The 23,898-nt window shown below is 67.4% G+C and carries 27 protein-coding genes; 17 read left to right on the top strand and 10 right to left on the bottom strand.

Features of this window, described 5'->3' with window-relative positions:
- Positions 1-64 precede the first annotated feature (64 nt).
- From pqqA to folK, 9 genes are all read left to right on the top strand, one after another.
- Positions 65-154 carry a pyrroloquinoline quinone precursor peptide PqqA gene (gene pqqA / locus K368_RS25045; protein ID WP_018043604.1) on the top strand — a complete coding sequence of 30 codons (90 nt, stop codon included), beginning with the start codon at positions 65-67 and terminating at the stop codon, positions 152-154.
- Between the two features lie 44 nt (positions 155-198).
- Positions 199-1,098: a pyrroloquinoline quinone biosynthesis protein PqqB gene (gene pqqB, locus K368_RS0118000; protein WP_027173534.1), complete on the top strand. Its 900-nt coding sequence runs from the start codon at positions 199-201 to the stop codon at positions 1,096-1,098.
- A 148-nt stretch (positions 1,099-1,246) separates the two neighbouring features.
- Entirely contained in the window at positions 1,247-2,332 is a 1,086-nt protein-coding gene (gene pqqC, locus K368_RS0117995) for a pyrroloquinoline-quinone synthase PqqC (protein WP_036266482.1), read from the top strand.
- The gene (gene pqqE / locus K368_RS0117990; RefSeq protein WP_027173532.1) at positions 2,329-3,486 is read left to right on the top strand and encodes a pyrroloquinoline quinone biosynthesis protein PqqE; all 1,158 of its coding nucleotides are present in this window, start codon (positions 2,329-2,331) and stop codon (positions 3,484-3,486) included. The genes pqqC and pqqE overlap by 4 nt, the downstream gene beginning before the upstream one ends.
- Positions 3,483-4,196 (top strand): hypothetical protein, encoded by a 714-nt coding sequence (locus K368_RS0117985; RefSeq protein ID WP_027173531.1) that lies wholly within the window; start codon positions 3,483-3,485, stop codon positions 4,194-4,196. Before pqqE ends, K368_RS0117985 begins: the two co-directional genes overlap by 4 nt.
- Positions 4,177-4,545, top strand: a complete 369-nt coding sequence (locus K368_RS0117980; RefSeq protein WP_027173530.1) for a hypothetical protein — start codon at positions 4,177-4,179, stop codon at positions 4,543-4,545. The genes K368_RS0117985 and K368_RS0117980 overlap by 20 nt, the downstream gene beginning before the upstream one ends.
- 213 nt (positions 4,546-4,758) lie before the next feature.
- Entirely contained in the window at positions 4,759-5,598 is an 840-nt protein-coding gene (gene folP, locus K368_RS0117975) for a dihydropteroate synthase (protein WP_027173529.1), read from the top strand.
- Positions 5,595-5,972, top strand: a complete 378-nt coding sequence (gene folB / locus K368_RS0117970) for a dihydroneopterin aldolase (RefSeq protein WP_027173528.1) — start codon at positions 5,595-5,597, stop codon at positions 5,970-5,972. The genes folP and folB overlap by 4 nt, the downstream gene beginning before the upstream one ends.
- Positions 5,969-6,457, top strand: coding sequence for a 2-amino-4-hydroxy-6-hydroxymethyldihydropteridine diphosphokinase (folK, locus tag K368_RS0117965; protein WP_027173527.1), 489 nt, complete (start codon positions 5,969-5,971; stop codon positions 6,455-6,457). The genes folB and folK overlap by 4 nt, the downstream gene beginning before the upstream one ends.
- Here folK and K368_RS0117960 read toward each other — a convergent pair.
- From K368_RS0117960 to K368_RS0117930, 7 genes are all read right to left on the bottom strand, one after another.
- Entirely contained in the window at positions 6,454-6,999 is a 546-nt protein-coding gene (locus tag K368_RS0117960) for a L,D-transpeptidase family protein (RefSeq protein ID WP_027173526.1), read from the bottom strand. The genes folK and K368_RS0117960 overlap by 4 nt on opposite strands.
- Before the next feature lie 74 nt (positions 7,000-7,073).
- Positions 7,074-7,928 (bottom strand): rare earth element methanol dehydrogenase accessory protein XoxJ, encoded by an 855-nt coding sequence (xoxJ, locus tag K368_RS0117955; protein ID WP_051439922.1) that lies wholly within the window; start codon positions 7,926-7,928, stop codon positions 7,074-7,076.
- On the bottom strand, positions 7,928-8,536 hold the full coding sequence (locus K368_RS0117950) for a c-type cytochrome, methanol metabolism-related (protein WP_027173524.1): 609 nt from the start codon (positions 8,534-8,536) through the stop codon (positions 7,928-7,930). Before K368_RS0117950 ends, xoxJ begins: the two co-directional genes overlap by 1 nt.
- Positions 8,537-8,670: 134 nt before the next feature.
- On the bottom strand, positions 8,671-10,473 hold the full coding sequence (gene xoxF1 / locus K368_RS0117945) for a lanthanide-dependent methanol dehydrogenase XoxF1 (RefSeq protein ID WP_027173523.1): 1,803 nt from the start codon (positions 10,471-10,473) through the stop codon (positions 8,671-8,673).
- Positions 10,474-11,178: 705 nt separating this feature from the next.
- Positions 11,179-11,928 (bottom strand): ATP-binding cassette domain-containing protein, encoded by a 750-nt coding sequence (locus tag K368_RS0117940; protein ID WP_027173522.1) that lies wholly within the window; start codon positions 11,926-11,928, stop codon positions 11,179-11,181.
- The gene (locus tag K368_RS0117935; protein WP_027173521.1) at positions 11,909-12,646 is read right to left on the bottom strand and encodes an ABC transporter permease subunit; all 738 of its coding nucleotides are present in this window, start codon (positions 12,644-12,646) and stop codon (positions 11,909-11,911) included. The genes K368_RS0117940 and K368_RS0117935 overlap by 20 nt, the downstream gene beginning before the upstream one ends.
- Before the next feature lie 59 nt (positions 12,647-12,705).
- Positions 12,706-13,692, bottom strand: a complete 987-nt coding sequence (locus K368_RS0117930) for an ABC transporter substrate-binding protein (protein ID WP_027173520.1) — start codon at positions 13,690-13,692, stop codon at positions 12,706-12,708.
- Between the two features lie 255 nt (positions 13,693-13,947).
- Between K368_RS0117930 and K368_RS0117925 the strand changes: the two genes are divergently transcribed.
- On the top strand, positions 13,948-14,325 hold the full coding sequence (locus K368_RS0117925; RefSeq protein ID WP_027173519.1) for a 4a-hydroxytetrahydrobiopterin dehydratase: 378 nt from the start codon (positions 13,948-13,950) through the stop codon (positions 14,323-14,325).
- A gap of 83 nt (positions 14,326-14,408) precedes the next feature.
- Here the strand turns inward: K368_RS0117925 and K368_RS0117920 are convergent, their stop codons facing one another.
- The 3 genes from K368_RS0117920 to K368_RS0117910 all read right to left on the bottom strand — a co-directional run bounded on the left by K368_RS0117920 (position 14,409) and on the right by K368_RS0117910 (position 16,235).
- The gene (locus tag K368_RS0117920) at positions 14,409-14,630 is read right to left on the bottom strand and encodes a hypothetical protein (RefSeq protein ID WP_027173518.1); all 222 of its coding nucleotides are present in this window, start codon (positions 14,628-14,630) and stop codon (positions 14,409-14,411) included.
- A 125-nt stretch (positions 14,631-14,755) separates the two neighbouring features.
- Positions 14,756-15,607 (bottom strand): metallophosphoesterase, encoded by an 852-nt coding sequence (locus K368_RS0117915; RefSeq protein ID WP_027173517.1) that lies wholly within the window; start codon positions 15,605-15,607, stop codon positions 14,756-14,758.
- Between the two features lie 10 nt (positions 15,608-15,617).
- Positions 15,618-16,235 (bottom strand): cation transporter, encoded by a 618-nt coding sequence (locus K368_RS0117910; RefSeq protein WP_027173516.1) that lies wholly within the window; start codon positions 16,233-16,235, stop codon positions 15,618-15,620.
- A 177-nt stretch (positions 16,236-16,412) separates the two neighbouring features.
- Between K368_RS0117910 and croR the strand changes: the two genes are divergently transcribed.
- The 7 genes from croR (at position 16,413) to crtI (K368_RS0117875) (ending at position 23,874) form a co-directional block, all read left to right on the top strand.
- On the top strand, positions 16,413-16,892 hold the full coding sequence (gene croR, locus K368_RS0117905; protein ID WP_027173515.1) for a 3-hydroxybutyryl-CoA dehydratase: 480 nt from the start codon (positions 16,413-16,415) through the stop codon (positions 16,890-16,892).
- A gap of 143 nt (positions 16,893-17,035) precedes the next feature.
- Positions 17,036-17,833, top strand: a complete 798-nt coding sequence (locus K368_RS0117900; protein ID WP_245259697.1) for an RNA methyltransferase — start codon at positions 17,036-17,038, stop codon at positions 17,831-17,833.
- 123 nt (positions 17,834-17,956) lie between these two features.
- The gene (gene crtI, locus K368_RS0117895) at positions 17,957-19,537 is read left to right on the top strand and encodes a phytoene desaturase family protein (RefSeq protein ID WP_027173513.1); all 1,581 of its coding nucleotides are present in this window, start codon (positions 17,957-17,959) and stop codon (positions 19,535-19,537) included.
- A complete protein-coding gene (locus K368_RS0117890; protein ID WP_036266478.1) occupies positions 19,534-19,956 on the top strand; it encodes a DUF2141 domain-containing protein in 423 nt (140 codons plus the stop codon). The genes crtI (K368_RS0117895) and K368_RS0117890 overlap by 4 nt, the downstream gene beginning before the upstream one ends.
- A gap of 11 nt (positions 19,957-19,967) precedes the next feature.
- Positions 19,968-20,948, top strand: coding sequence for an ABC transporter ATP-binding protein (locus K368_RS0117885; RefSeq protein ID WP_027173511.1), 981 nt, complete (start codon positions 19,968-19,970; stop codon positions 20,946-20,948).
- Positions 20,945-22,150, top strand: a complete 1,206-nt coding sequence (locus K368_RS0117880) for an ABC transporter permease (protein ID WP_027173510.1) — start codon at positions 20,945-20,947, stop codon at positions 22,148-22,150. Before K368_RS0117885 ends, K368_RS0117880 begins: the two co-directional genes overlap by 4 nt.
- Positions 22,151-22,332: 182 nt before the next feature.
- Positions 22,333-23,874, top strand: a complete 1,542-nt coding sequence (gene crtI, locus K368_RS0117875; protein ID WP_027173509.1) for a phytoene desaturase family protein — start codon at positions 22,333-22,335, stop codon at positions 23,872-23,874.
- Positions 23,875-23,898 lie beyond the last annotated feature (24 nt).

The raw sequence follows: 23,898 nt of genomic DNA, 5'->3' as shown, positions 1-23,898 counted from the left end.
GGATCTCCTTAATACGAGATCCGGATGCATATGACGTCCAAGAAACATACCGAGGAGAAACACCATGACCTGGGCTGCCCCCGTCGTTTCCGAGATCTGTGTCGGCATGGAAGTCACCAGCTACGAGTCGGCTGAGATCGATACCTTCAACTGAAATATCGCGTCGCGCGTGAGGATCGAGGCAGCGCCGGTTCAGCCATGCATGTCGTGATCCTCGGCTCGGCCGCGGGCGGCGGCCTTCCCCAGTGGAATTGCCGCTGCCCCATCTGCTCCCTCGCCCGCGAGGATTCCTCCAGGGTGCGGCCACGAACTCAGTCGAGCATCGCCGTGTCGCCCGATGGCGAGCGCTGGCTCCTGGTGAACGCCTCCCCGGACATCCGGCAGCAACTCTTCGACAATCCGGCGATGCATCCGCAGGAAGGCCTGCGCCACTCTCCGATCCATGCCGTGCTTCTCACCAACGGCGATGTGGACCACGTGGCGGGGCTGCTGACCCTGCGCGAGGGCCAAGCCTATACGCTCTACGCCACCTCCGGCATCCTGGATTCCGTCAACGCCAACCGTGTCTTCGACGTGATGGCGGCCGACGTGGTCCGGCGCGAGAAAATCGCCCTCAATCACACCTTCGAACCTGTTCCCGGCCTCACCGTCACGCTGTTCTCGGTGCCGGGCAAGGTGCCGCTCTGGCTCGAGGACGAGACCATGGAGATCGGCGCCGAGACCGAGACCACGGTCGGTGCGATGATCGAGGCCGGCGGGCGCCGCCTCGCCTACATCCCCGGCTGCGCCCGCGTGACGGACGGGCTGAAGCAACGCATCTCGGGCGTCGACGCGCTTCTGTTCGATGGAACGGTGCTCCTCGACGACGACATGATTCGCGCCGGGGTCGGCGTGAAGACCGGATGGCGCATGGGCCACGTTCCGATGACCGGCGAGGGAGGATCGATCGCGGCCCTCGCCGACGTGGAGATCAGCCGTCGGGTCTTCGTCCACATCAACAACACCAACCCGGTGCTGGTGGAAGGCTCCGCCGAACGGATGTCGGTGGAAGCCGAGGGCTGGACAGTGGCCCATGACGGGTTGACCCTGTCACTCTAGCCGGATGCCCGGCTGGCATTTTAATGCCGGCGACTTATATTGTGTCCAATGGGATTGCGCGCTTGAAGTCCGTGGTCTTCACGACTGCCAGCGCCATCTGTAAGAAAAGTTCCGACCGCCGCCCATCGCTGAAACGCCGAGCCACGCCATGACCGCGCCCTTCCCCACACCCATGACCGACGCGTCCCAGCGCCTGCTCAGCCCCGAGGACCTCGAGGCGGCGCTGCGCGACATCGGCACGCGGCGCTACCACAACCTGCATCCGTTCCACCGCCTGCTGCACGACGGCAAGCTGGACAAAGATCAGGTCCGGGCCTGGGCCCTCAACCGCTACTATTACCAGGCGATGATCCCGGTGAAGGACGCAGCCGTCCTCGCCCGGATGGAGGATGCGAGCCTGCGCCGCGTCTGGCGCCAGCGCATCGTCGACCATGACGGCGACGCGCCCGGGGACGGCGGCATCGAGCGCTGGCTCAAGCTCGCCGAGGGCGTCGGCTTCCGTCGCGACTACGTGGAATCGACGCAAGGGATCCTGTCGGCGACCCGCTTCTCGGTGGATGCCTACGTGCATTTCGTGAAGGAGCGCTCGCTGCTGGAAGCCATCGCCTCCTCGCTCACCGAGATGTTCTCGCCGACCATCATCTCCGAGCGTGTGGCCGGGATGCTGAAGAACTACGATTTCATCACTAAGGACACGCTGGCCTATTTCGACAAGCGCCTGACCCAGGCCCCGCGCGACGCCGAATTCGCCATCGACTACGTCAAGCAGCATGCCACCACGCCGGAGCTGCAGCGCCAGGCCATGGCCGCGCTGACTTTCAAGTGCACGGTGCTCTGGACGCAGCTCGATGCCCTCTACTTCTCCTATGTGGCGCCGGGCATGACCCCGCCGGATGCTTGGGTTCCGGGAACCGGCCTCGTGGCCGAGGTGGCCGAGGTGGCGCAGGCGGCCGGCACCGGCACGGTCCGGTCGGCTGACGTGCCGCGCCTGCCCCGCGGCGTGCGCCTGCGCCACGACGAGGTCCGTGGTCAGCATGTGCTGCTGGCGCCGGAGCGCACCTTCGACCTCGACGCCAATGCCGTGGCGGTTCTGTCGCTGGTCGACGGCCAGAGCAGCGTGCGCGACATCGCGGTTAAACTCGCGGAGACCTTCGTGGCCGACCCGGACGTGATCGAGGCCGACGTCCTGGTGATGCTCAACGACCTCGCCACCAAACGGGTTCTGGAGCGATGAACGCCATCACGCCGAACACCCCTTCCCTGCCGGCGCCGGTCGGGCTCCTCGCGGAGCTGACCCATCGCTGCCCCCTGCGCTGTCCCTATTGCTCGAACCCGCTCGAACTCGACCGGCGCTCGGGCGAGCTCGACACGGCGACATGGCAGCGGGTGCTGACGGAGGCGGCGGGTCTCGGTGTGCTGCATGTCCACCTCTCCGGCGGCGAGCCCACCGCCCGCAACGACATCGTCGAGATCACCCAGACCTGCGCCAGGTTGGGCCTGTACTCCAACCTCATCACCTCGGGCGTCGGCGGCGCCCTGGCCAAGCTCGACGCTCTCTACGACGCGGGCCTCGATCACGTGCAGCTCTCGGTGCAAGGCGTGGACGCAGCCAATGCTGAGAAGATCGGCGGACTCAAGAATGCCCAGCCGCAGAAACTCGCCTTCGCCGAGCGGGTGACGCAGCTCGGTCTGCCGCTGACCCTGAATTCCGTGATCCACCGGGGCAACATCCACGAGGTCGAAGGTTTCATCGACTTGGCGGTGAAGCTCGGCGCCAAGCGCCTGGAAGTCGCCCACACCCAGTATTACGGCTGGGCCTACGTGAACCGCGCCGCGTTGATGCCGGACAAGGCCCAGGTCGATCAGTCGATCCGCATCGTCGAGGCGGCGCGCGAGCGGCTGAAGGGCCAGCTCGTCATCGATCTCGTCGTGCCCGACTACTATGCGAAATACCCCAAGGCCTGCGCCGGTGGCTGGGGCCGCAAGCTGATGAACGTGACGCCGGCCGGCAAAGTGCTGCCCTGCCACGCCGCCGAGACCATCAAGCATCTCGAATTCTGGTACGTCTCCGACCATTCGCTCGCCGACATCTGGGCGAACTCCCCGGCCTTCACCGCCTATCGCGGCACGGACTGGATGAAGGAGCCGTGCCGCTCCTGCGACCGGCGCGAGAAGGATTGGGGCGGCTGCCGCTGTCAGGCCCTGGCTCTGGCCGGCGATGCCGCCGCCACCGACCCGGCCTGCTCGCTCTCCCCGCTCCATACGAAGGTGCGGGAACTTGCCACGGAAGAGGCAGCCGAGACGCCGCCCGACTATGTCTACCGGACGATCGGCAGCAACGTGGACCGCGCTGCGCCGCCGCCCCTGAAAGAGGATGCTCCCCTGTGAAGCCCGTTCTCGTCGCGTTCGCCCTGTCGTTTGCCGGTCTGCCCGCCCTGGCGCAGGGCACGCCCCCGGCCGACGCCCCCGCCGTGACCAAGGCCAACACCGCCACCCCGCCCAACGCCTCGGACCTGCTGTTCGAAGAGCCGCAGATGAAGAACGTGGCGCCGGGCTCGACGCTCACCTACGCGTATCTCCGGCGCAGCGGCATCTCCAAGGGGCCGTTCGGCCCGACCATGGACGACCAGATCAAGCTCACCATCGAACCGGGTGGGGCGCCGGAGAACCGGACGATCCGCGTGCAGATGTTCTCGGGCGCGAACCGCTTCCCAGCCGGCCCGTTCAACGACATGCCCGGCAACCCGGTGATGACGCTCTTCCTCGAACATCACCTCATCGACCTCGCCAAGGTGCTCTCGGCCAACCCGCGCTACATCAAGAACGGCATCCGCAAGGCCCTGCGCGACAACGCGACGGTGACCGCGACGACGGCCACCGTGAAGGGGCAGACCGTGGATGCCTGGCGGGTGGAGGTGCAGCCCTTCCTCGACGACAAGATGAAGGACCGGATGCGTGGTCTCGAAAACCTGAAATACACCTTCGTGACGTCGGCCGCCGTGCCCGGCGAACTGCTCTCCATCGAGGCGCAGTCGAAGACGGCGGATGGCGGCGAACTTCTCCAGGAGAACCTGACCTATGATCCGAACGCTGGCTAAAGGCGGCCTCGTCGCCCTCATGCTCGGCCTCGCCGGCGCTCCCGCCCATGCGGAGGACAGCGAGAACGACTACCCCACCGAGGCGCGGGCAGATTACGTTTTCGGATGCATGGCGGCCAACGGGCAATCGCGGGAATCGCTCTCGCGCTGCTCCTGCTCCATCGACGCCCTCGCCTCGATCCTCACCTACGACAAATATGTCCAGGCGAGCACCGTCCTGTCCATGCGCCAGGGCATCGGCGCCCGTTCGAACGAGTTCCGCTCGACCAAGGTGTTCGACGACAAGGTGGCCGATCTCCGTCGCGCACAGGCCGAGGCCGAGATTCGCTGCTATCGCGGAGGGGTGTGACCGGCGGGATCCACCCCAGATACGGTGATCCCATCCATCCACCTCATCCCGGGGCGCTACGAAGCGGCCTCGAAGGAGCCCTCCAATGCTCGCGGCGCGATCTGGAGGCCTTCTTCGAGGCCTTCGCTTTGCTTCGGCACCTCAGGATGAGGTGGATGAATGGGATCATCCTGGTCTACAGCATAGTAAGTGATCCCTCGTCGAAGAGCCCCCGTGACGTCCTCTCCCGCTTCTGCCCTGAAAACTCTCCTGCCCGGTCTCGGAGAGCGCGTGCTCGTCATGGGCATTCTCAACGTCACCCCGGATTCCTTCTCGGACGGGGGCCGTTTCGAGGGTGTCGAAGCGGCACGCTCCCAGGCCGACGCCCTCGTGGCGGAAGGGGCGGCCCTCGTCGACATCGGCGGGGAATCGACGCGGCCAGGCCATACGCCCGTGTCGGCAGAGGAGGAGAAGGCCCGCATCCTGCCCATCATCCGGGATCTCGCCCCGCGCCTCACCGTCCCTATCTCGGTGGACACCTACAAGGCCTCCACCGCCGACGTGGCGCTGGCGGCAGGAGCCCGCATCGTCAACGACGTCTGGGGCCTGCAACGTGAGCCCGACATCGCTCGTGTGGCCGCCGCCCATGGTGCGCCGGTCATGGTGATGCACAATCGCGAGACCATCGATCCCGCCATCGACATCGTCGCCGACATGCTGCGCTTCTTCGAGCGCTCCCTTGATATCGCCCGCCGCGCTGGAATCCCGGACGCGGATATCGTGCTCGATCCGGGAATCGGTTTCGGCAAGAGCTGGGCCCAGCATCTCGAAGCCCTGCGGCGCCTGCCCGAACTCAAGGCGCTGGGCTTCCCGATCCTCGTCGGCGTCTCACGCAAGTCGATGCTCGGGCGCCTGCACGATGCCGAGACAAAGCCGGTTGATCGCCTCACCGGCTCGCTGTCGAGCCATGTCCTCGCCGCGACCTTGGGAGCCGACATCGTCCGCGTCCACGACGTGGCGCCCCATATCGACGCCCTTCGCGTGGTCGACGCCGTGATGCGGACAGCCCCATGACCGACCGCATCCTCGTCGAACGCATCGCCGTCTTCGCCTATCACGGCCTCCTCGAGGAGGAAGCGCGGATCGGCCAGCGCTTCTACATCTCCCTCGATTGCCGGACGGACCTGCAGCCGGCGGGCCTGTCGGACGACATGGCGAAGACCGTGAGCTATGCCGACCTCACCGAGATCGTCGTGCGCATCGCCACCACTCGGCGCTTCGCCCTCATCGAGGCGCTGGCCGAGGCCATCGCCGCCGAGATCCTCGACCGGTTCGAGGGTGTGGACAGCATCGTCGTGCGCGTCGACAAGCCGAGCGCGCCGGTCCCGGCGGTGATCGACGGCGTCGCCATCTCGATCCTGCGCAGCCGCGCGGGACTCGTGCGATGACGGCCGCCTATCTCGGTCTCGGCAGCAATATCGGCGACAAGGCTGCAACCATCGCCGAGGCAATCCGGCGGCTCGAAGCCAGCCCGGGCATCCGCCTCACGGCCCGTTCCGGCGACTACCGTACGCCTCCCTGGGGCGATACGGACCAGGACTGGTTCCTCAACGCGGCGGTCGCCATCGAGACCGACCTGACCCCGCACGACCTGCTGGAGACGGGCCTCGCCATCGAGACAGCCATGGGCCGGGTGCGCGAGCGGCGCTGGGGACCGCGCGTCATCGACATCGACGTGCTCTCGTATGAAGGGGCGGCGATCTCCGACGAACGCCTTGTCCTGCCGCATCGTTTCGTGCGCGAGCGCGCCTTCGTCCTCGTTCCCCTCGCCGAGATCGCGCCGGACCTGGTGATCGGCCCCGAGACCGTGAGCCAAGCGCTGTCGAAACTCGACACCGCCGGCATCGTGCGGGACCGAAAGCCCCTCGCTTAGGGCCGCAGTTCCACCGGCGTACCCACATCCACCCGCGCATAGATGGCTGCCATCTCGTCGTTGGCCAGACCGACGCAGCCACTGGTCCAGTCCCTGAACCGGTGCATCCGACCGAGCCAGGAAAAGCCGTTCATGATCCCGTGGATCATGATGTCCCCGCCCGGCTCGTAGCCGCCGTCACGGGCAGCCAGCGTATCGGCCTCGTTCGGATAGGACACCTTCAGGGAGAGGTAGGCGACGCTGAGCGGGTTGCGATAGGCGATGGAATAGAGCCCCTCCGGAGTGCGCCCGTCGCCCTCCCGCTGCTTGTGGCCGATGGGGGAAAAGCCGAGGGAGACAGGATAGGTCGCGAGGACTCTCCCGTCTCGAAACAGGGTCAGGCGACGGGCGGATTTCTCCACGAGAACGCGGTCAGCGCGATCGGTCTCGGCGACGAGGTCCGGAGCGACACGGCCGATCTGCGCGCGATCGGTTGCGACGATGCCCACCGCGACGACGGCGACGAAAGCCGAGGCCGCCAGACCGATACGCAATCGTCCCATCGCCGCCCTACCCCCATTGATCCGGGAGGCTCATAGCAAACCCCACCGATCGTGACGACCGGCAGGGCCTGATCTCAGGGCGCCGCCGGCTCGAGGAGCTTGTTGCCTTCGTCCTCCAGCAGCGGAACGTCGTAGTCGCGCAGGACCTTCTCGATATCGGCGCGGCGTTTGCGCAGGATCGTGTTGAGGCTGCGCTTCCAATCGTTCTCCTCCATCCGCACGCCCATGGCGATGCGGAAGGTGAGAGCGGGACGATCCGGCTCCTGCAACAGCGGCACGACCTTCATGGCGACGCCGCTCTGCTTGGCGAGCCAGCCGGCGGCCGGCCCCCACAGGATCGCCGCGTCGATCCTCTTCTCCGCGAGGTCGCCTATGACTTCTGCGGAGACCGTCTGGTATTTACGCGCGGGATCGAGCTGGTAGGGAGCGTAGGCCTTCATCGAGGCGATGAGGCCGACCTCGCCCATCCGGTTCACGGGCGGTGTACCGCCGATGACGCCAATGGCCTTACCCTTGAGCTTCGGGTCGTCGAGTTTCGTCACGCCCTCGAAATCACCCTCGCGGGTGACTAGGGCATAGCTGGAGCGATAGTAAGGATTGGTGTGCTGGACGAGCTCACCGCCGGCGGCCGAACCGATGATCAGGTCGCACAGGCCGGTGCCCAGCGTATTGCGGACGAATCCAGGCCCCTGCGTCAGCCAGTAATAGCGGAGCTTGACCTTCAGTTCGTCGGCGAGGATCGCCGCGATCTTGTTCTCGAACCCGTCCTCCTTGCGCTGGGAGAACGGCATGTTGCCGGGATCTCCGCAGACGCGCAGGACATCGGTGGTGACGAGATCGGGAAGCGACTGCGCCAATGCGGGGCGCCCCCCTGCCGAGATCAGCAGGAGCGCGCAAACCGTCGTTGTGAAGGAGCCAAAGCGAGCCATTAGCCGCCCAGGCACTCCTTCTCGGCCTTCTTGGCGGCTTCCGGCTTGTCTTCCTTGTCGGTCGGACGCACGCGCGGCATCGCACCGGAGGCGCGGGCCTTCAGGTAGGTGTAGAGGTCGTCGGCGTAGCACATCACGTTCTTGTTATCGCCGAAGGCGGGCATCACGTTGGTGCCGCTCGAGCTGATGTCCTGCTTGCCGCCAGCGATGATGCCGACGAACTCCTCGTAGGACAGGCGCTTGAGCGAATCCTTGAGGGCGGGTGCGTAGGTCGAACCCATCGCATCGGGACCGTGACACACGTGGCACTCGGCGTGATAGCGGCGGTAGCCGGAATACGCGTACCAGTCGAACTTCTTGCCGTCGTTGGTGATGTGGTAGGTCGGGGCGCCGTCCTTGTCGAAATACTTGCCGTCTTCGACCTTCACCGCCTGATACTTGTCGATCAGCTTGTCGTCCTTCTCAGGAGCATTGGGATCAAGCTGGTTCGCCACGGCGGGATCGGCGGCGGGCTTGGCGTCCTGGGCCTGAACGGCACCGGCGGAGGCGAATGCGAAAACGAGGGCGGCCACGAGCGGACGGATGGCGGCTTTGCTTTGGTACTGCAACGACGTTTCTCCCAGGAGCAACCGTCGACCCGTTCGGCCGACGTTCGAAGTGTTCTTAATAACGATCTAATCATAAAGGTGCCGGCGCGGAAACCCGCGCCGGCACCCTATCGTCTCAGACTTCGTGCGACCGATTAGTTCGGGAGCGCGAAGACGGTCAGCTGACCACCGAGGTTGGTGTAGTTCGAGAGAGCGGCATAGCCACCCACCGCGCCAAGACCGGCATTCGGGTCGGTCAGGCCGGCCGCGAGGCCGATGCCAGCCCAGCCACCGACACCCGACAGGATGCCGACGAACTGCTTGCCCTTGTGCTGGTAGGTCATCACGTTGCCGATGATGCCCGACGGGGTCTTGAACTTATAGAGTTCCTTACCGGTCTTCGAGTCGACGGCCTTCAGGTAGCCTTCGAGCGTGCCGTAGAACACCACGTCACCGGCGGTGGCGAGAGCACCGGACCACACCGAGAACTGCTCCTGGTTCGACCACTTGATCTTACCAGCGACGCCGTCCCAGGCGATGAAGTTACCCATGCCGCCGTGGCTGTTGGGAGCCGGGTACATGGCCAGGGTCGCACCGACGTAGGGCTGACCGGGGGTGTAGGACACCCGGAACGGCTCGTAGTCCATGCAGACATGGTTGGTGGGCACGTAGAACAGGTTGGTCTTCGGCGAGAACGCAGCAGGCTGCTGGTCCTTGGTGCCGAGGGCCGCGGGGCAGATACCCTTGGAGTTGGTATCTTCACCGTTCTGCTCGGTGGAGTACTTGGCCTGGACGAGCGGACGACCGTAGGTCTTCGAGCCCTTGTCCATGTCGACCTTGGAAGCCCAGTTCACCACCGGATCGAACTTCTCGGCGACCAGGAGTTCGCCGGTGGCGCGATCGAGGGTGTAGCCGAAGCCGTTACGGTCGAAGTGGGTGAGAAGCGGACGATCCTTGCCGTCAACCTTCTGATCCGTGAGGATCATCTCGTTGATGCCGTCGTAATCCCACTCGTCGTGCGGGGTCATCTGGTAGACCCACTTGGTCGCACCCGTATCGGGGTTACGCGCCCAGATGGTCATCGACCACTTGTTGTCGCCCGGACGCTGCTTGGGGTTCCAGGTCGAGGGGTTGCCCGAGCCGTAATACATCAGGTCGAGCTTGGGGTCGTAGGAGAACCAGCCCCAGGTGCAGCCGCCGCCCGTCTTCCACTGATCGCCTTCCCAGGTCTTCAGCGAGGAATCCTTGCCGACCGGCTTGCCGAGAGACGTGGTCTTCTCGCCATCCATGATCATCTGCTCGTCAGTGCCAACGGAATAGCCGCGCCACACCTTCTTGCCCGTCTTAGAATCGTAGGCGGTGACGTGGCACTGCACGCCGAACTCGCCGCCGGAGATGCCGACGATGATCTTGTCCTTCACCGGCAGAACCGTCGCGGTGTTGGTCTCACCCTTCTTGGGGTCGCCGTTGACGACGGACCAGTTCACCTTGCCGGACTTGGCGTCGAGCGAGACGACGGTGGTGTCGGCCTGGTGGAGGATGATGGCGCCGTCGGCATAGGCCAGACCACGGTTGACCGTGTCACAGCACATCACCGGGATGACGCTCGGGTCCTGCTTGGGCTCGTACTTCCAGACGATCACGCCGTCCTTGTCGAGGTCGAGGGCGTAGACGATGTTCGGGAAGGGAGTGTGGACGTACATCATGTTGCCGACGACGAGAGGCGAACCCTCGTGGCCGCGCAGGACGCCCGTCGAGAACGTCCAGGCCACCTGCAGCTGCTTCACGTTGCTGGCGTTGATCTGGTCGAGCTTCGAATAGCGCGTGTTGGCGTAATCGACCGTCTGCAGAACCTGCTGGGCCGGATCGGCCGAGCGCTTCAGGACGTCGTCATTGGCGAAGGCGGGGGCCGAAGCCACCAGACCAGCGCCGAGTGCGAGAAGATGGACCGCTCTCATGCATTCCTCCGACAGGTCTTTGACACGCCTGGAGAACAGCGAAACCTGCTCCCACTTGTGCGACCTGTTATTTGCGACAGGGATAGTTCACTTCGATAGAGTCTCCTAAGCGGCTGTCTCCACGAGATATTCGCCGAGACCACCACCTGCTCTCCCGGTCGCCGCTACCCCTTTGCGGCGCCCCTTCGAACCGAAGCTTGAATGAACTCTAAGAAAAATCGCGGCGGCGTCAACTCGATTGAGCAAGCTTGAGCTCGGGCTGCATCAAGTCCTGGTGAACGAACGTCTTCGTTAACCGCGATCTGAGCGGTCGCACCCTAGAATGTTGCGCTGCAAAATCGATAATCTCCACGGCAAAAGTATTTGGAGGACCGATACGTTTCTTATGCGTCACGCGCATACAGGACCTTTGGTATGCCAGTCTCCCCGCAGGAGGACCGGAAATGGCGGAAAAAACGGTCGTTTCGTCCGATGCGCGATCACATCAAAACCGTGTCGCGATGAATTATCATGCAACTCTGTACGATAGATCCTACATCGACAGTTCGCGCCACGTCATCGGTTGGGCACCATTCGATCGAGCGCTGCGTTGTCTCGCCGCATGACTGCGTAGCGGCTACTGAGGAGGGCCTTAGGCGTTGAGCACATGTGCATAATGTCGCGTCGGCGATATCGTGCCGCTCTCCCATGATCGGGAAAGAGCGTTCAGGCGGCGATGACGCCCGGAAAGCGATTCGCGAGATCTTCCCGCATCGCCTCCGCCCAAGCCCGATCGCGTTCGCTTCTGGGCCGGTCGAGGGCGACGGCGGCGAGCAGGCTCGCCGGGCGCGCCGAGACGAGGAGGAGCCGGTCCGCAATCTCGATGGCCTCGGCCACGTTATGCGTGACCATGAGCACGCTCATTCCTTCACGCGCGACGGTCGCCACCACGATCTCGCGCAGGGACGCCGCGGCTCGGTCGTCCAGGGACACGAAGGGTTCGTCGAGCACCAGGATGCGGGGACGGAGGGCCAGGGCACGGGCGAGCGCGACACGGCGTGCCATTCCGAGGGAAAGCTTCCCCGGATAGCGGCCACGCCAGGGCGTCAGCCCGAGGGACTCGAACAAGGCGTCGAGATCGCGTGCCCGCTCGGAACGGGGCAGGCCGAGGCGGACATTCTGTTCGACGCTGCGCCAGGGGAGGAGGCGCGGCTCCTGGAAGACCATGGCGATGCCGGCCTCGCGCGGGTCCGGGGTCACCGCGCCGTCATAAGCGTCGTCGAGCCCGAGCAGGATGCGCAGGGTCGTGGTCTTGCCGGCGCCCGAGGGGCCGATGAGGCAGGCGATCTCCGACCGGCGAATGACGAAGGAGAGATCGCGCACCGCCTCCACCGGCTCCGGCCCGCCGGCTCCATAGACCTTGCTGCGGATGGAGACGGAGAGCGCGTCCGCCCTCTCAGCGCCAGCGTCGGACATGGGCCTCGAGGCGCTGGAGGATGAGGATATCGATGGCGATCATCACACTCATGAAGACGACGCTATAGCCGATGATGGCCGCCACGTTCAGGCTCTGGACAAAGTAGAAGTTGATGGCGAAGCCCACCCCGTTCGGACGCCCGAGCAGCTCGATCACCAGCACGATCTTCCAGGCGAGGGACAGGCCGGAGCGGGCGGCGGCCACTACGAAGGGCTGGAGCTGGGGCACCAGGACGTGGGCGATCCAGGTGCGGCGGTCGAAACGGTAGCTCCGCGCCATCTCCTCCAGCCCCGGATCGAGGCCGCGCGCGCCCTCGCGCACGATCACCGCCACGTTGGGCAACTTGTTGAGCACCACTGCCAGCACCGCCGCGCCCTCATTGAGGCCGACCCAGATGTAGGCCAGCACCGTGATCACCAGGGCGGGCGTATTGAGGAGGATGAGGAGCGGCGTGTCGAGAACGAGGTTGAGCGCCTTCCAGCGGCCAAGCGCGATGCCGAGCAGCACCCCGAGCCCCATGGCAAAGAAGAACGACACGCCCACCCGTGTCAGGGTGATGCCGACGTTGCTCCATAGGTCGCCGGTGGCGGATTCCTTCCCGATGAAATCGAGGATGGCGAGGGGCGCGGGCAGGAGCCGCGATTCCGCCAGCGTCGCCGCCGCCTGCCATGCCGCCAGCAGCACCAGCACGGAGACGAGTCGAGTTGCCACTCCCATGGCGTTCGCGCCGGTCCGGGCCACGATTCAGCGCACCGCGGGGGAGGGCGTGACGCGGATCAACCGTTTCCGGCCCCGTCGAAATACAGGCCGGCAGGCAGGGTCTTGCCCGCCCCCACCAGCCGCTCGCCGCCGAGCTTGGCCAGCACGCCGAACAGGCGTTCGCCGTCGGTGCGCTCGGTGGCAAGCGGCCGGCGCGGGATGCCCGCGAGGAAATCGCGCTTCAGGGCCTCGAAGGTCGGCTCGTCCTCGGCCGACATCAGCGGCCGCACCACGTCCCAGGTGGTGGGATCGTTGGCCAGCATCTCCTTGGCGGTACGGGAGGCGCGGGCGAAGCCGGCGATGGCCTCTGCCTTGTCCGACACGGTGGCGCCCTCGAACAGGTAGCCGATGAGGGCGATAGAGCCGGTGGCGCCGAACGCGCGCATGATGTCGTCCGACCCGATGAGGCGGGTGAAGCCCTTCGGCTCGAGGCGGGCGCAATAGGTCCAGTAGAGCAAGGCCGCGTCGAGCTCGCCCTGTTCGAGCTTGAGCGCCAGGAGCGGCGGCGCGCCGTAGGCGACCTGCGCCTGCGATTCAAGATCGATGCCGGCGGCGTCTTTGGCCTGGGCCTTGAGCAGGAGCCAGTTCTTGTCCAGCGGTCCGCCCGCCACACCAAGCCGCTTGCCGACGAGATCCTTGAGGCCGGCGATGGCGCTGCCCGCCGGCACCATCAGCGAGCCCTCGGTGGTGGAGTAGGGGATGAAGCGCATCGCCCTGCCCTCGTTGCCGAGGCGCCCGGCCCAGAGCAGGTCGCCGACGATGGTGTCGACCTGTCCGCCGAGGAAGGCGATGCGGGCGGCATCGTTACCGGCGAGCTTGACCACGTCGAGGGTGAAGCCGTTGGCGGCATCGAGCCCGCGCGCCTTGATCACCGCCGCCTCCCAGGCCACGGTGCCGAAGGGCAGGCTTCCGATACGGATTGCGGGACCGGCGGCCGCTGCCGTCACCGACCCGGCCAGGGGCCACAGCGCAGCCGTCGCGAGCACTCCGCGCCGTGACAGCATGAACGTCGTCTCCCTGGAACCGGCCCGCATCCGGTCCCGGCAGTCGGGACCGACGAACTATTATTCTTTCTTAATAGGGTCTCGCCCCCCCGGCGTCCACAGATCCGATCAGCCGTCGTTGGGGGCAGGGCCACCACGTCGCAGGCGACCGCGGCATTCGCGGACCCGGCGATCGTTGCCGCCGGTCTTGCCCGGACACGCGGCGCGTCGCAGAATCCCTCGACCACCACCACGATCATCAAAGGACGTGCAGCTATGGCCGGATCGCGCGAAGACGTCATCGACGACGCCACCATCTCGGAGCGCCTGGCCGCCGAATTGCCGGCCTGGACCTACGAGGACGGCTGGATCCGGCGGACCTACAAGACGGCGGGCTGGAAGAGCACGCTCATGGTCATCAACACGGTGGGCCACCTCGCGGAGGCCGCCTGGCACCACCCGGACCTCACTGCCTCCTATGCCTGGGTCGAGGTGCGGCTGATGAACCATGCCGCCAAGGGCATCACCGACAAGGACTTCGCCCTGGCGAAGAAGATCGAGGAGGTTGTGGGCTGGCAGCCGGGCACCGAAGGGCAAGGCCTCGAAGGCACACCCACCGACGCGCGCTTCGCCTACATCAAATACGACAGATAGGAGTGCCTCGCAGAACTCCCGCTCATGGTCGTTTCTCGCTCGGAGCACGATGGCGCAGCAGGAGTTTTGTCAGAGACAGAGGCTCACTGCGGCTCCTTCACCCGCCGGCACTCGGTCTTGAGGTAGGCGGTCTTGCCGATCTCCTCGCCGATGTCGGTGCGGGAGATGATCTCCTGCCAGCCGTTGGTGCAGCCGAGTTCGTTCGAGACACGGACCTTTCGCACCTCGCTCGCCCTGTCGTCGGAGCAGGATTCGATCGGAATCGCGTTGGCGCAGACGAGCACGACGGCGATGAAGGTGTTCATGGACGGCTCCGATCCGGGCGCGTGGCGGCGCCCTCCCCACTTCTACGTAGGGCGGAGGGAGGAGGTTTCGCGGGACGCGCTCTTTTGGAGATGATCTGAGAGCCGAGGCCTGCCGCGCTCGCCCCTCACCCCACCGCCACGAACCGCTCGGCCGAATACGTCCCCCCCTCCACCGGGTTGGCGATCCAGCGCGTGCGGCCGATGCGGAGATCGTGGCCGGCGTGGAAATGGCCGGAGACCCAGAGGTCCGGGCGGCTTGCCTCCGGCAGGTCGTCGAGGGCGGTGGTGGCATAGAAGGCCGGCACCCACCAGGGCACGCCGGGGATGGTCCGGAACGCATCGGCCGCGAGCGGGCTCGCCGGATGGTGAGTCACGACCACGGTGGGGCCGGTATGCGGCGCGGCGAGGGCGGCGGTGAGTTCGGCCTTCTGCGCCAGATGCGCCGCCATGGCGTCGGCCGGCGACCAGACGCTGCCATCCCCCTTGCGGATCGAGCCGCGGAACTCGCGCGAGCCCGTCACCGGGTCGGTCATCCGCGCGGCGGCGTAGGCGATGGGATCGGCCGGGCGGTCGGGCACGGTCTCGTCAAGCCAGCGCCCGGCGAGAGCCCAGTCGCTCCACAGGGTGGTGCCGACGAAGCGCACTCCGTCGAGGACGACGCATGCCCCGTGGTTGAGGAGGTGGACCGGACCACCCTCCCCTGCACCGTTGATCCGCGCCACCTCGGCCTCCAGGGCGGCGATGAGCTGGGGCGCGGTGCGCGAATCGCCGGTCGGCGCATAATGCTCGTGGTTGCCCGGCACGAGCACGATGGGCCGTCCCTGTGCGATCTGGCGGAGCGCCGCGAGGCCGGCCTCCGGTCGCCCCTCGTAGAGGTCGCCCGGGCAGATCAGGACGTCGAACGGTTCGTCCGGCCGCGCAATCGTTTCCGGACGGCGGCGTTCGAGATGCAGGTCGGAGATCGGGAACAGGCGCAAGCGAGACCTCTCAGGCCGTCGGATGGGCCGCGCGCCACTCGGCGCGGGCGGCCTTGAGGATGTCCATCGCCGAATCGGCGTTGAGCATAGCGATGCCGGCCGCCACCACGAGATCGGGCCAGGGCGAGAGCGTCAGCGCCGTGACGAGGCCGGCACCGATGATGGCGAGATTGGCATAGGCGTCGTTACGGGCGGAGAGATAGGCCGCCCGCGTCAGGCTTCCTCCTCCGTCCCGGTGGCGGGCCAGCATCACGGCGCAGGTGAGGTTCACGGCGAGCGCCCCGAGGCCCGCGAGCGTCAGCGGCAGGGGCGCGGGAGGCGCCATGTCCGCCACCTTTTGCCAGGCGGCGTAGGCGGTGGCGAGGGCCGGTAGCAGCAGGATACCGGCCAGGGCCATGCCGAGGCGGGCGCGGTTGCGCAGGCTCCAGCCGATCCCGGCGAAAATCAGCAGGTTGAGGGCGGCGTCCTCCAGGAAATCCAGGCTGTCGGCGATGAGGGCGAGGGAGCCGATCGCCAGGGCCACCGCGATCTCGACGCCGAAATAGGCCAGGTTCAGCCCCGCCACGCGCAGGACGACCGAGCGCAGGGACGGCGGGACCACGGGGGCGGGCGAGGGAGCGTCGGTCATCGGCTCTCAAGAACGGGCTTTTCGCAATGTTGCGCCTCTTGGACCGGCGGTGAGGCGGCTGTCGAGGCGAGATTTTCATCGTTCTCGCGCTGGATTTGCCGAAGCGCTTGTGCGACGCGACACGTCAGACGCGGGATCATGCCCGCGACATCGACGTGAGACGGGGGAGACCGACCGATGATGCCAGAACTACGCGTCCTGTATTTCGAGGATCTCGAGGTCGGGTTGTCCGAGACCTTGAACAAGGAGATCTCCTCCTCCGACGTAGTGGGCTTCGCCGAGATCACCGGCGACCGCAACCCGATCCACCTCTCCGAGCATTTCGCGGCGCGCACGCCCTTCGGCACCCGTATCGCCCACGGCCTCTACACCGCCGGCCTGATCTCGGCGGTGCTCGGCACCCGCCTGCCCGGCCCCGGCGCCATCTATATCAGCCAGACCCTGAACTTTCGTGCGCCGGTCCGCATCGGCGATACGGTTCAGGTCACCGTCGAAGTGGCCGAACTCGTCCCCGAGCGCCGCCGCGCCCGGCTCAAATGCACCTGCTCCGTCGCCGGAGAGGTCGTGCTCGACGGTGAAGCCCTGGTGAAAGTGCCCACCCGGGAGGAGGCGGACCCGCTCGCCATCCGCATGGGCGGACGTCCCGCGAACGCGTAGCGCGCATTCCCCCTCTCCCCGCATGCAAGGAGAGGGGGCTCTCGGGCCATGCGCATCATCCGCCAGGGCACAGGATGCGGCCACCGGTGACACCCATCCCCATCGACGACCCCGCCGATCCGCGCATCGTCGCCTATGCCGCCATGCGCGAGCGCGACCTCGTTGGGCGCGAGGGCCGGTTCATCGTCGAGGGAGACGTAACCCTGCGGGTGCTGCTCTCGGGGGACGCGCTGTTCGCGCCCGAGTCGCTGCTGCTGAGCCATGAGCGGGTGGCCCCCCTCTCCGATGTGCTCACCGCCCTGCCCGGTTCAGTGCCGGTCTATACGGCCTCGAAGGCGGTGATGAGCGCCATCGCCGGCTTCCCGATCCACCGGGGCGTGATGGCGGTGGGGCTGCGCGGAGCGGAGGCTCCCCTCGCCCTTCCCCCGCCTCCGGCCCCCGCCCTCGTGGTGGGGCTCGTCGGGCTGACCAACCACGACAATGTGGGCGGCCTGTTCCGCAACGCCGCGGCCTTCGGGGCCGACGGGGTTCTCCTCGACCCCGCCACCTGCGACCCGCTCTACCGCAAGGCCATCAGGGTCTCGGCCGGCGCGGCGCTGATCGTGCCCTTCGCCCGCCTCGACGCGGAGGCCATGCTGGACTTCGCGCAAGCCAACGCCCTCGTTCCCCTCGCCCTGAGCCCGCGGGGAGACGACGTGCTCGCCGAGCTGCCGCCGCTGCCACGCACGCTCCTGCTCCTCGGCACCGAGGGGCCGGGCCTGTCGCACGGTCTGATGGCGCGGACCCGCACCGTGCGGATCCCCATGGCCCCCGACTTCGATTCCCTGAACGTGGCCACCGCCGGGGCGGTGGCGCTCCATCACCTGGCCATGCGGCATCCGTCCTGCGAGCACGCGACAATCCGTGGCAATTGTCCCGCCCCTGCCGCCGGTCGAGATTAGGCGGCAAGCTAGACCGGTACGGGTGGCATCCCCGACTCCGGGCTTTGAGCTTGGCACGGATGCCGATACGCCTGCGCATGGGAGGTTTCCCATCGGAGGTCGTCGACCAGGGAGTTGATCGCGTTGCTTCAGTCACGGGATGGCCTGCGGACCCTTTCAGGACGCCGCGTCATCGTCGTCGGCGCCGGTCCGGGGGGATTGGCGACGGCGCTCCTTCTCGCCCGCGCCGGCGTTCACGTCACCCTGGTCGAGAAGGACCCGGCCGTGGGAGGCCGAACGAAGACCGTGGAGGCCCCCGGCGGCTACCGGTTCGACATCGGCCCGACCTTCTTCCTCTATCCACAGATTCTCGCGGACATCTTCGAGACCTGCGGCGAGCGGCTCGAGGATCACGTCAAGCTCGAACGGCTCGATCCGCAATATCACCTCGTCTTCGAGGCGGGCGGCGAGATCCGTGCCACCAACGACATGGAGCGGCTGGAGGCCGAGGTCGCCCGCATCGCCCCGGACGACGCCAGGAACGTCCGGAAATTCTTTGCCGACAACCGGGTGAAGCTGAAGTTCTTCAAGCCGGTGCTGGAACAGGCTTTCCACACCCTGCGCAGCATGGCCTCCCCGGCCATGATCGCCGCCCTGCCCCACCTTCATCCCGGCCGCAGCGTCGACAAGGACCTGCAGCGCTACTTCAAGGACCCGCGGGTCCGTCTCGCCTTCGCGTTCCAGACCAAGTACCTCGGCATGTCGCCGTTCCGCTGCCCGAGCCTGTTCACGATCCTGTCGTTCCTCGAATACGAGCACGGGGTCTACCATCCGGTCGGAGGCTGCGGCGCGGTGTCGGAGGCGATGGCGGGCCTCGCCCGCCGCATGGGCGTGGACATCCGCCTCGGCACGTCGGTGGACAGGGTGCTCTTCGAGGGCAAGAAAGCGATCGGCGTGGTGTGCGGAGCCGAGACGCTGAAGGCCGACGCCGTGGTCATCAACGGCGATTTCGCCAAGGTGATCAAGGATCTGGTGCCTCAGACGCACCGCCCGCGCTGGCGCGACGCCAAGATCGACAAGGCCCGCCTCTCCTGCTCGACCTTCATGATGTATCTCGGGATCGAGGGGAAAGTCCCGGCGGGGCTCGGCCACCACACCATCTTCCTGTCGGAGGAGTACGCCCGCAACATCCGCGAGATCACCGAGGGTACCCTGCCGATGCAGCCCTCGCTCTACGTCCAGCACGCGGGCTACACCGACGGCGGCATGGCGCCGGCGGGCCATACCAGCCTCTACGTCCTCGTTCCGGTGCCGAACCTGAAGGCGGGGATCGACTGGCCCGCCACCCGCCAAAGCTACCGCCGCCTCGTCCTCGACCGGCTGAAGCTGCTGGGCCTGACCGACATCGAGGAGCGCATCCGCTACGAGCGCATCGTCGACCCATCGCAATGGCGGGACGATTTCTTCGTGCACGAGGGCGCCACCTTCAACCTCGCCCACGACCTGATGCAGATGCTGTATTTCCGCCCCCACAACCGCTTCGGGCCGGGGCTGTATCTCGTCGGCGGCGGCACCCATCCGGGTTCGGGCCTGCCGGTGATCTACGAGGGTGCCCGCATCACCGCCCGCCTCCTCATTGAGGAGCTCTCCGCCGGGCGCGTGGGGGCGGAGGCCGCCGGCATCCCCACCACCTCGCCGCTTGCCACCTCGGGCGAGACCTCGTGAGGGGCGTTTTCGCATTGGCCCTCGCCGCCGCCCTGTCCTGCGGTGGCGCTCGGGCAGCCACGGTGGAGGTGCTGGTGGAGGGGATCGAGCCCGGCGCCGGCACGGTCTACGTCGCCCTGTGTCAGGGCGGCCTGTCGGAGGCCGAATGCCGCAACGGGCAGGACGTCCCGGCAGATGGCCGCAGCCGGCGGGTGATCCTCGCCGGGATCGAGCCCGGCACTTATGCGGTCGCTGCCTACCAGGATCTCGACGGCAACCGCCGCCTCGACCGCACCGGCCTCGGCCTGCCGCTCGAACCCTATGGTTTCTCCGGCGAGATGGGCCGTGCCCGGCCGGATTTCAGCCGTGCGCGCTTCACCCTGCGCGAGCCCGGGGTGGCGGTACGGGTGCGCCTCGTCCGCGCCCTGCCACCCCGCTGACCCCGCCGCTCATGAATCCGGGACAGGAGCCCTTGGTCGTAGTCCAGGGCGCCACCCTCGCCTATCGCGGGCATCTCGTCCTGCGCGGCGTCGATTGCCGGATCGAGGCGGGCCAGACCTTGGCCCTGCTCGGCCCCAACGGCGCCGGCAAGAGCTCGCTCATGCGCCTCGTAGCCGGACGCCTGCCCCCTGGGAGCGGCACCGTGCGGATCGCCGGGGCCGACCCGTTCCGCGAACGCGAGGCGCGGCGCGTCATCGGCTGGGTGCCCCAGGAGATCGCCCTATATCCGCGCCTCACCGTGGCCGAAAACCTCTCGGTCTTCGCCCAACTCTCGGGGATCGCCCGGCGCGAGCGCAAGGCGGCGGTCCAGTCCGCCCTGGATCTGGCCGATCTCGGAGAAGTGGCGCGGCGCCCGGTGGGCCACCTGTCCGGCGGCTACCAGCGCCGGGCCAACATCGCCGCAAGCCTGATGGCGCGGCCGAGCCTCGTCCTCCTCGACGAGCCGACCCAGGGGGTGGACCTGCACGCCCGCGCGGCGATCCATGCGGTGCTCGCGCGCCTGCGGGCCCAAGGCGCCGCCATCCTCATCGCCACCCACGATTTCGCCGAGGCCGAACGCCTCGCCGACCGGGTCGCCATCCTGGCGGACGGTCAGCTCGTCCATGAGGGCCGCCTCGCAATCCTGCTGGAGCGCATCCGCACGGAGGTGCCCGAGCACGAGGTGGCGCTGGCGAGCCCCGCCGATCCCGCCGCCGAGGCGGCCCTGCGCCGGGCGGGATTCGCTCCCGTCGATACCGGCCTGACCTGGCGGGCCAGCCACCGGGCCGGGCTCGACGGGACCGCCCTCCTCGGCACCTTGCGGGCGGAGGGCGTTCCGGTGGCCGAGATCCGCATCCGTGCGCCGGGCCTGGAGGCGGTCTATCGCGAGGCCCTGGACCGTGCCGAACCGAACCGGCCCATCCCCCTCCGCCGCACGGGAAACGAGGCATGATCACCGCCGCCTTTCGGGTGATGCTGATCAGCCTGCGGCGCGACCGCGCCGCCCTGGTCATGGCTTTCGTCCTGCCGACCGTGATCTTCATGATCTTCGCGGCGATCTTCTCGGGCGCCATCGGCGACCGGATCCGCATCCATCTCGGTCTCGTCGACCTTGCCCGCACGGCGACCACCGAGCGGCTGATGACGGCCCTGGAGGCCGACACGTCCCTGCGCATCGAGCGCCTGAAGGCCACCGATCTCGTCGAGGCGACGAGCGCGGTCCGGCGCGGGGAGGTCGATGCCGCCCTGGTCCTGCGCGGCGATCTCGACGCACCCGTGGCCGGAGCCCCGCCGGAGGCCGCCCAGCCCGTGGTCCTCATTGAGAACCCCGCCAGGGCCCTGGCCACGCCGATCGCGCTGGGCCAGTTGCAGCGCATCCTCAACGAGGCCCTGCCCGACGTCGTCCTCGCCCGGATCGTCGCCGACGTGGAACGGTCGGGCAAGATCGGACCGGACGAGCGCGCTTTCCTCAACTCGGCCTTCGCCGAGCAGCGCGCCCGCAAGGAGCCGTTCTCCTTCGCCTCCCTGGTGGAGCGCCAGAGCACCGCCTCGGGCCGCACCAACGAGCGGGTGAGCTACTATGCGGGTGCCATCACCGCCGTGTTCCTGCTGTTTGCGGCTATGCAGGGGGCGATGTCCCTGGTGGAGGAGCGCCAATCGGGCCTCGCCGACAGGCTCATGGCCGGCCCCGGAGGGCTCGCCGTGGTGGTGGTGGGGAAGTTCCTGTTCCTGGTGATACAGGGCGTGGTCCAGGCCGGGCTGATCTTCGCCGCCGCCGCCCTCGTCTACGGGGTCGAGATCGGCCCGCACTGGCCGGCCTGGATCGTCACCTCGGTCCTGGTCTCGGCCATGGCGGCGGGGCTGGCGCTGGCCGCCTGCGCCGCCGCCAACACCCGCCAGCAGGCGCATCTCGCCTCCACCTTCGGCGTTCTGCTGCTCTCGGCGGTGGGCGGCAGCATGGTGCCGCGCTTCCTGATGCCGCCCTGGCTGCAGCAGGTTGGCTGGCTCACCCCCAACGCCTGGGCGATCGAGGCCTATCAGACGGCGCTCGGCGAAGGCATGGCCGCGGCCATGCCGGCCTGGGGCGTGATGATCACGGTGGCGGCCTTGGGGTTGGTGGCGGCCGTGGGATTGGTGGCACGGCGGGTGGTGTGAGGCTGCACTGTCCGCCGCGGACCCGATCAGTCGCCGACGCGGCCGTCATATCGCGGCTTCCGGCCCCGAAACAGGGAAGAAGTCAGGCGGCGCGACCGGTTAGCGCGTTGACCGCGCGGCGATCCGGTCTAGCTTCATCCGAGAGGCGCGGCATCGGCCGGGCCCGGGGAGTGACGATGAACATGCGGGTCGGGTCTTCGGTCGCCGTAGTCGGCGCAGGGTTGGGCGGCCTCGCGGCGGCCTGCGTCAGCGCGGCGCGCGGCCACACAGTCACCCTCTACGACAAGAACGACTGGCTCGGCGGCAAGGCGGCGGTGCTCCACGAGGGCGGCTTCCGCTTCGACATGGGTCCGACCATCCTCACCGTGCCGAAGGTGCTGGAGCGGATCTTCCAGGAGGCCGGCCGTAACATCCACGACTATCTCGATCTCCGCCGCCTCGACCCTCAGTGGCGCTGCTTCTTCGACGACGACACCCATCTCGACCTGATGGCCGACGTGCCCACCATGGCCGCCGACATGGAGCGTTTCGCGCCCAATACCGGGGCCGGCGAGGGCTACAAGAAATTCCTCGAGATTTCCGAGCACCTGCACGACGTCTCGAACAAGTTCTTCTTCTGGAAGCCGGTGGAGGACCTGTTCGACACGATCAACATCCGCGCCAACATGAACCCCGGCACCCTGCGCGACGTGCTCTCCCTGCGCATGGGGTCGTCGGTGGCCGGCACCATCCGCTCGAAGGTCAAGGATGCGCGGCTCGCGCAGATGCTCGACCACTTCGTGCAGTATGTCGGTTCGTCCCCCTACGGCGCGCCGGCCGTGCTCTGCGCCATCGCCCACATGCAGACGGCGGAAGGCGTCTGGTACCCGATGGGCGGCACCCGCGCGGTGGCCGAGGCGCTGACGAAGCTCGCTTCCGAACTCGGCGCCACCCTGCGGCCGGGCGACGAGGTCACCGGTCTCGCCATCGAGAAGGGCACGGTGAAGGGCGTGAAGACCGCCGCCGGCATCACCCCGTTCGATGCGGTGATCTCCAACATGGATTCGGTGCGCACCTACCGCGAACTCGTCGGCGGCGACGTCGGCAAGGCCTACGAGAAGAAGAGCTTCGAGCCGGCCTGCTCGGGCGTGGTGCTCTATCTCGGCCTGAACAAGCGCTACGACCACCTCAACCATCACGACTTCGTCTTCTCCCGCGATCCGGAGGAGGAGTTCGACTACATCTACCGCAAAGGCGAGCCGGCCCCGGACCCGACTGCCTATCTCGCCGCCCCCTCCTCCACCGATCCGAGCGTGGCACCGGAGGGCGGCGAGGCCCTCTACGTCCTCGTCCACACGCCGTATCTGCGCCCACATCACGACTGGTCGAAGATGTTTCCGGCCTACCGGCAGGTGATCCTCGACAAGCTCAAGCGCACCGGCCATATGCCCGACATCGAGGAGCGCATCGTCGTCGAGCGCCACCTGACGCCGCAGGACATCCATGAGCGCTACAAGGTGCTCAACGGCGCGATCTACGGCCTCGCCTCGCACGGCAAGTTCATGGGCGCGTTCAAGCCCGGCAACCGCTCGCGGCAGGTGCGCGGCCTCTATCTCGCCGGCGGCGCGGCCCATCCCGGCCCCGGTATGCCGATGGTGATGATGTCGGGCTGGATCGCCGCCGACGCGCTCGATTCCGACGCGCAGGGCGGAGACACCCGCGGCGAGGTGCGGCAGAGCGCGTGAGCCCGCCGGCTACCTCCACGCCGC

It is taken from the genome of Methylobacterium sp. 10, from assembly GCF_000519085.1.
Taxonomy (GTDB): domain Bacteria; phylum Pseudomonadota; class Alphaproteobacteria; order Rhizobiales; family Beijerinckiaceae; genus Methylobacterium.
The sequence above is the reverse complement of the archived record's forward strand: the minus strand, read 5'-3'. Positions and strand labels throughout refer to the sequence as shown.

What these genes read in the sequence shown, in the direction of transcription:
- pqqA (WP_018043604.1), top strand. Translation starts at nt 65, where the DNA reads ATGACCTGGGCTGCCCCCGTCGTTTCCGAGATCTGTGTCGGCATGGAA.
- pqqB (WP_027173534.1), top strand. Translation starts at nt 199, where the DNA reads ATGCATGTCGTGATCCTCGGCTCGGCCGCGGGCGGCGGCCTTCCCCAG.
- pqqC (WP_036266482.1), top strand. Translation starts at nt 1,247, where the DNA reads ATGACCGCGCCCTTCCCCACACCCATGACCGACGCGTCCCAGCGCCTG.
- pqqE (WP_027173532.1), top strand. Translation starts at nt 2,329, where the DNA reads ATGAACGCCATCACGCCGAACACCCCTTCCCTGCCGGCGCCGGTCGGG.
- K368_RS0117980 (WP_027173530.1), top strand. Translation starts at nt 4,177, where the DNA reads ATGATCCGAACGCTGGCTAAAGGCGGCCTCGTCGCCCTCATGCTCGGC.
- folB (WP_027173528.1), top strand. Translation starts at nt 5,595, where the DNA reads ATGACCGACCGCATCCTCGTCGAACGCATCGCCGTCTTCGCCTATCAC.
- folK (WP_027173527.1), top strand. Translation starts at nt 5,969, where the DNA reads ATGACGGCCGCCTATCTCGGTCTCGGCAGCAATATCGGCGACAAGGCT.
- K368_RS0117960 (WP_027173526.1), bottom strand. Translation starts at nt 6,999, where the DNA reads ATGGGACGATTGCGTATCGGTCTGGCGGCCTCGGCTTTCGTCGCCGTC.
- xoxJ (WP_051439922.1), bottom strand. Translation starts at nt 7,928, where the DNA reads ATGGCTCGCTTTGGCTCCTTCACAACGACGGTTTGCGCGCTCCTGCTG.
- xoxF1 (WP_027173523.1), bottom strand. Translation starts at nt 10,473, where the DNA reads ATGAGAGCGGTCCATCTTCTCGCACTCGGCGCTGGTCTGGTGGCTTCG.
- K368_RS0117940 (WP_027173522.1), bottom strand. Translation starts at nt 11,928, where the DNA reads ATGTCCGACGCTGGCGCTGAGAGGGCGGACGCGCTCTCCGTCTCCATC.
- K368_RS0117935 (WP_027173521.1), bottom strand. Translation starts at nt 12,646, where the DNA reads ATGGGAGTGGCAACTCGACTCGTCTCCGTGCTGGTGCTGCTGGCGGCA.
- K368_RS0117930 (WP_027173520.1), bottom strand. Translation starts at nt 13,692, where the DNA reads ATGCTGTCACGGCGCGGAGTGCTCGCGACGGCTGCGCTGTGGCCCCTG.
- K368_RS0117925 (WP_027173519.1), top strand. Translation starts at nt 13,948, where the DNA reads ATGGCCGGATCGCGCGAAGACGTCATCGACGACGCCACCATCTCGGAG.
- K368_RS0117920 (WP_027173518.1), bottom strand. Translation starts at nt 14,630, where the DNA reads ATGAACACCTTCATCGCCGTCGTGCTCGTCTGCGCCAACGCGATTCCG.
- K368_RS0117910 (WP_027173516.1), bottom strand. Translation starts at nt 16,235, where the DNA reads ATGACCGACGCTCCCTCGCCCGCCCCCGTGGTCCCGCCGTCCCTGCGC.
- croR (WP_027173515.1), top strand. Translation starts at nt 16,413, where the DNA reads ATGATGCCAGAACTACGCGTCCTGTATTTCGAGGATCTCGAGGTCGGG.
- K368_RS0117900 (WP_245259697.1), top strand. Translation starts at nt 17,036, where the DNA reads ATGCGCGAGCGCGACCTCGTTGGGCGCGAGGGCCGGTTCATCGTCGAG.
- K368_RS0117885 (WP_027173511.1), top strand. Translation starts at nt 19,968, where the DNA reads ATGAATCCGGGACAGGAGCCCTTGGTCGTAGTCCAGGGCGCCACCCTC.
- K368_RS0117880 (WP_027173510.1), top strand. Translation starts at nt 20,945, where the DNA reads ATGATCACCGCCGCCTTTCGGGTGATGCTGATCAGCCTGCGGCGCGAC.
- crtI (WP_027173509.1), top strand. Translation starts at nt 22,333, where the DNA reads ATGCGGGTCGGGTCTTCGGTCGCCGTAGTCGGCGCAGGGTTGGGCGGC.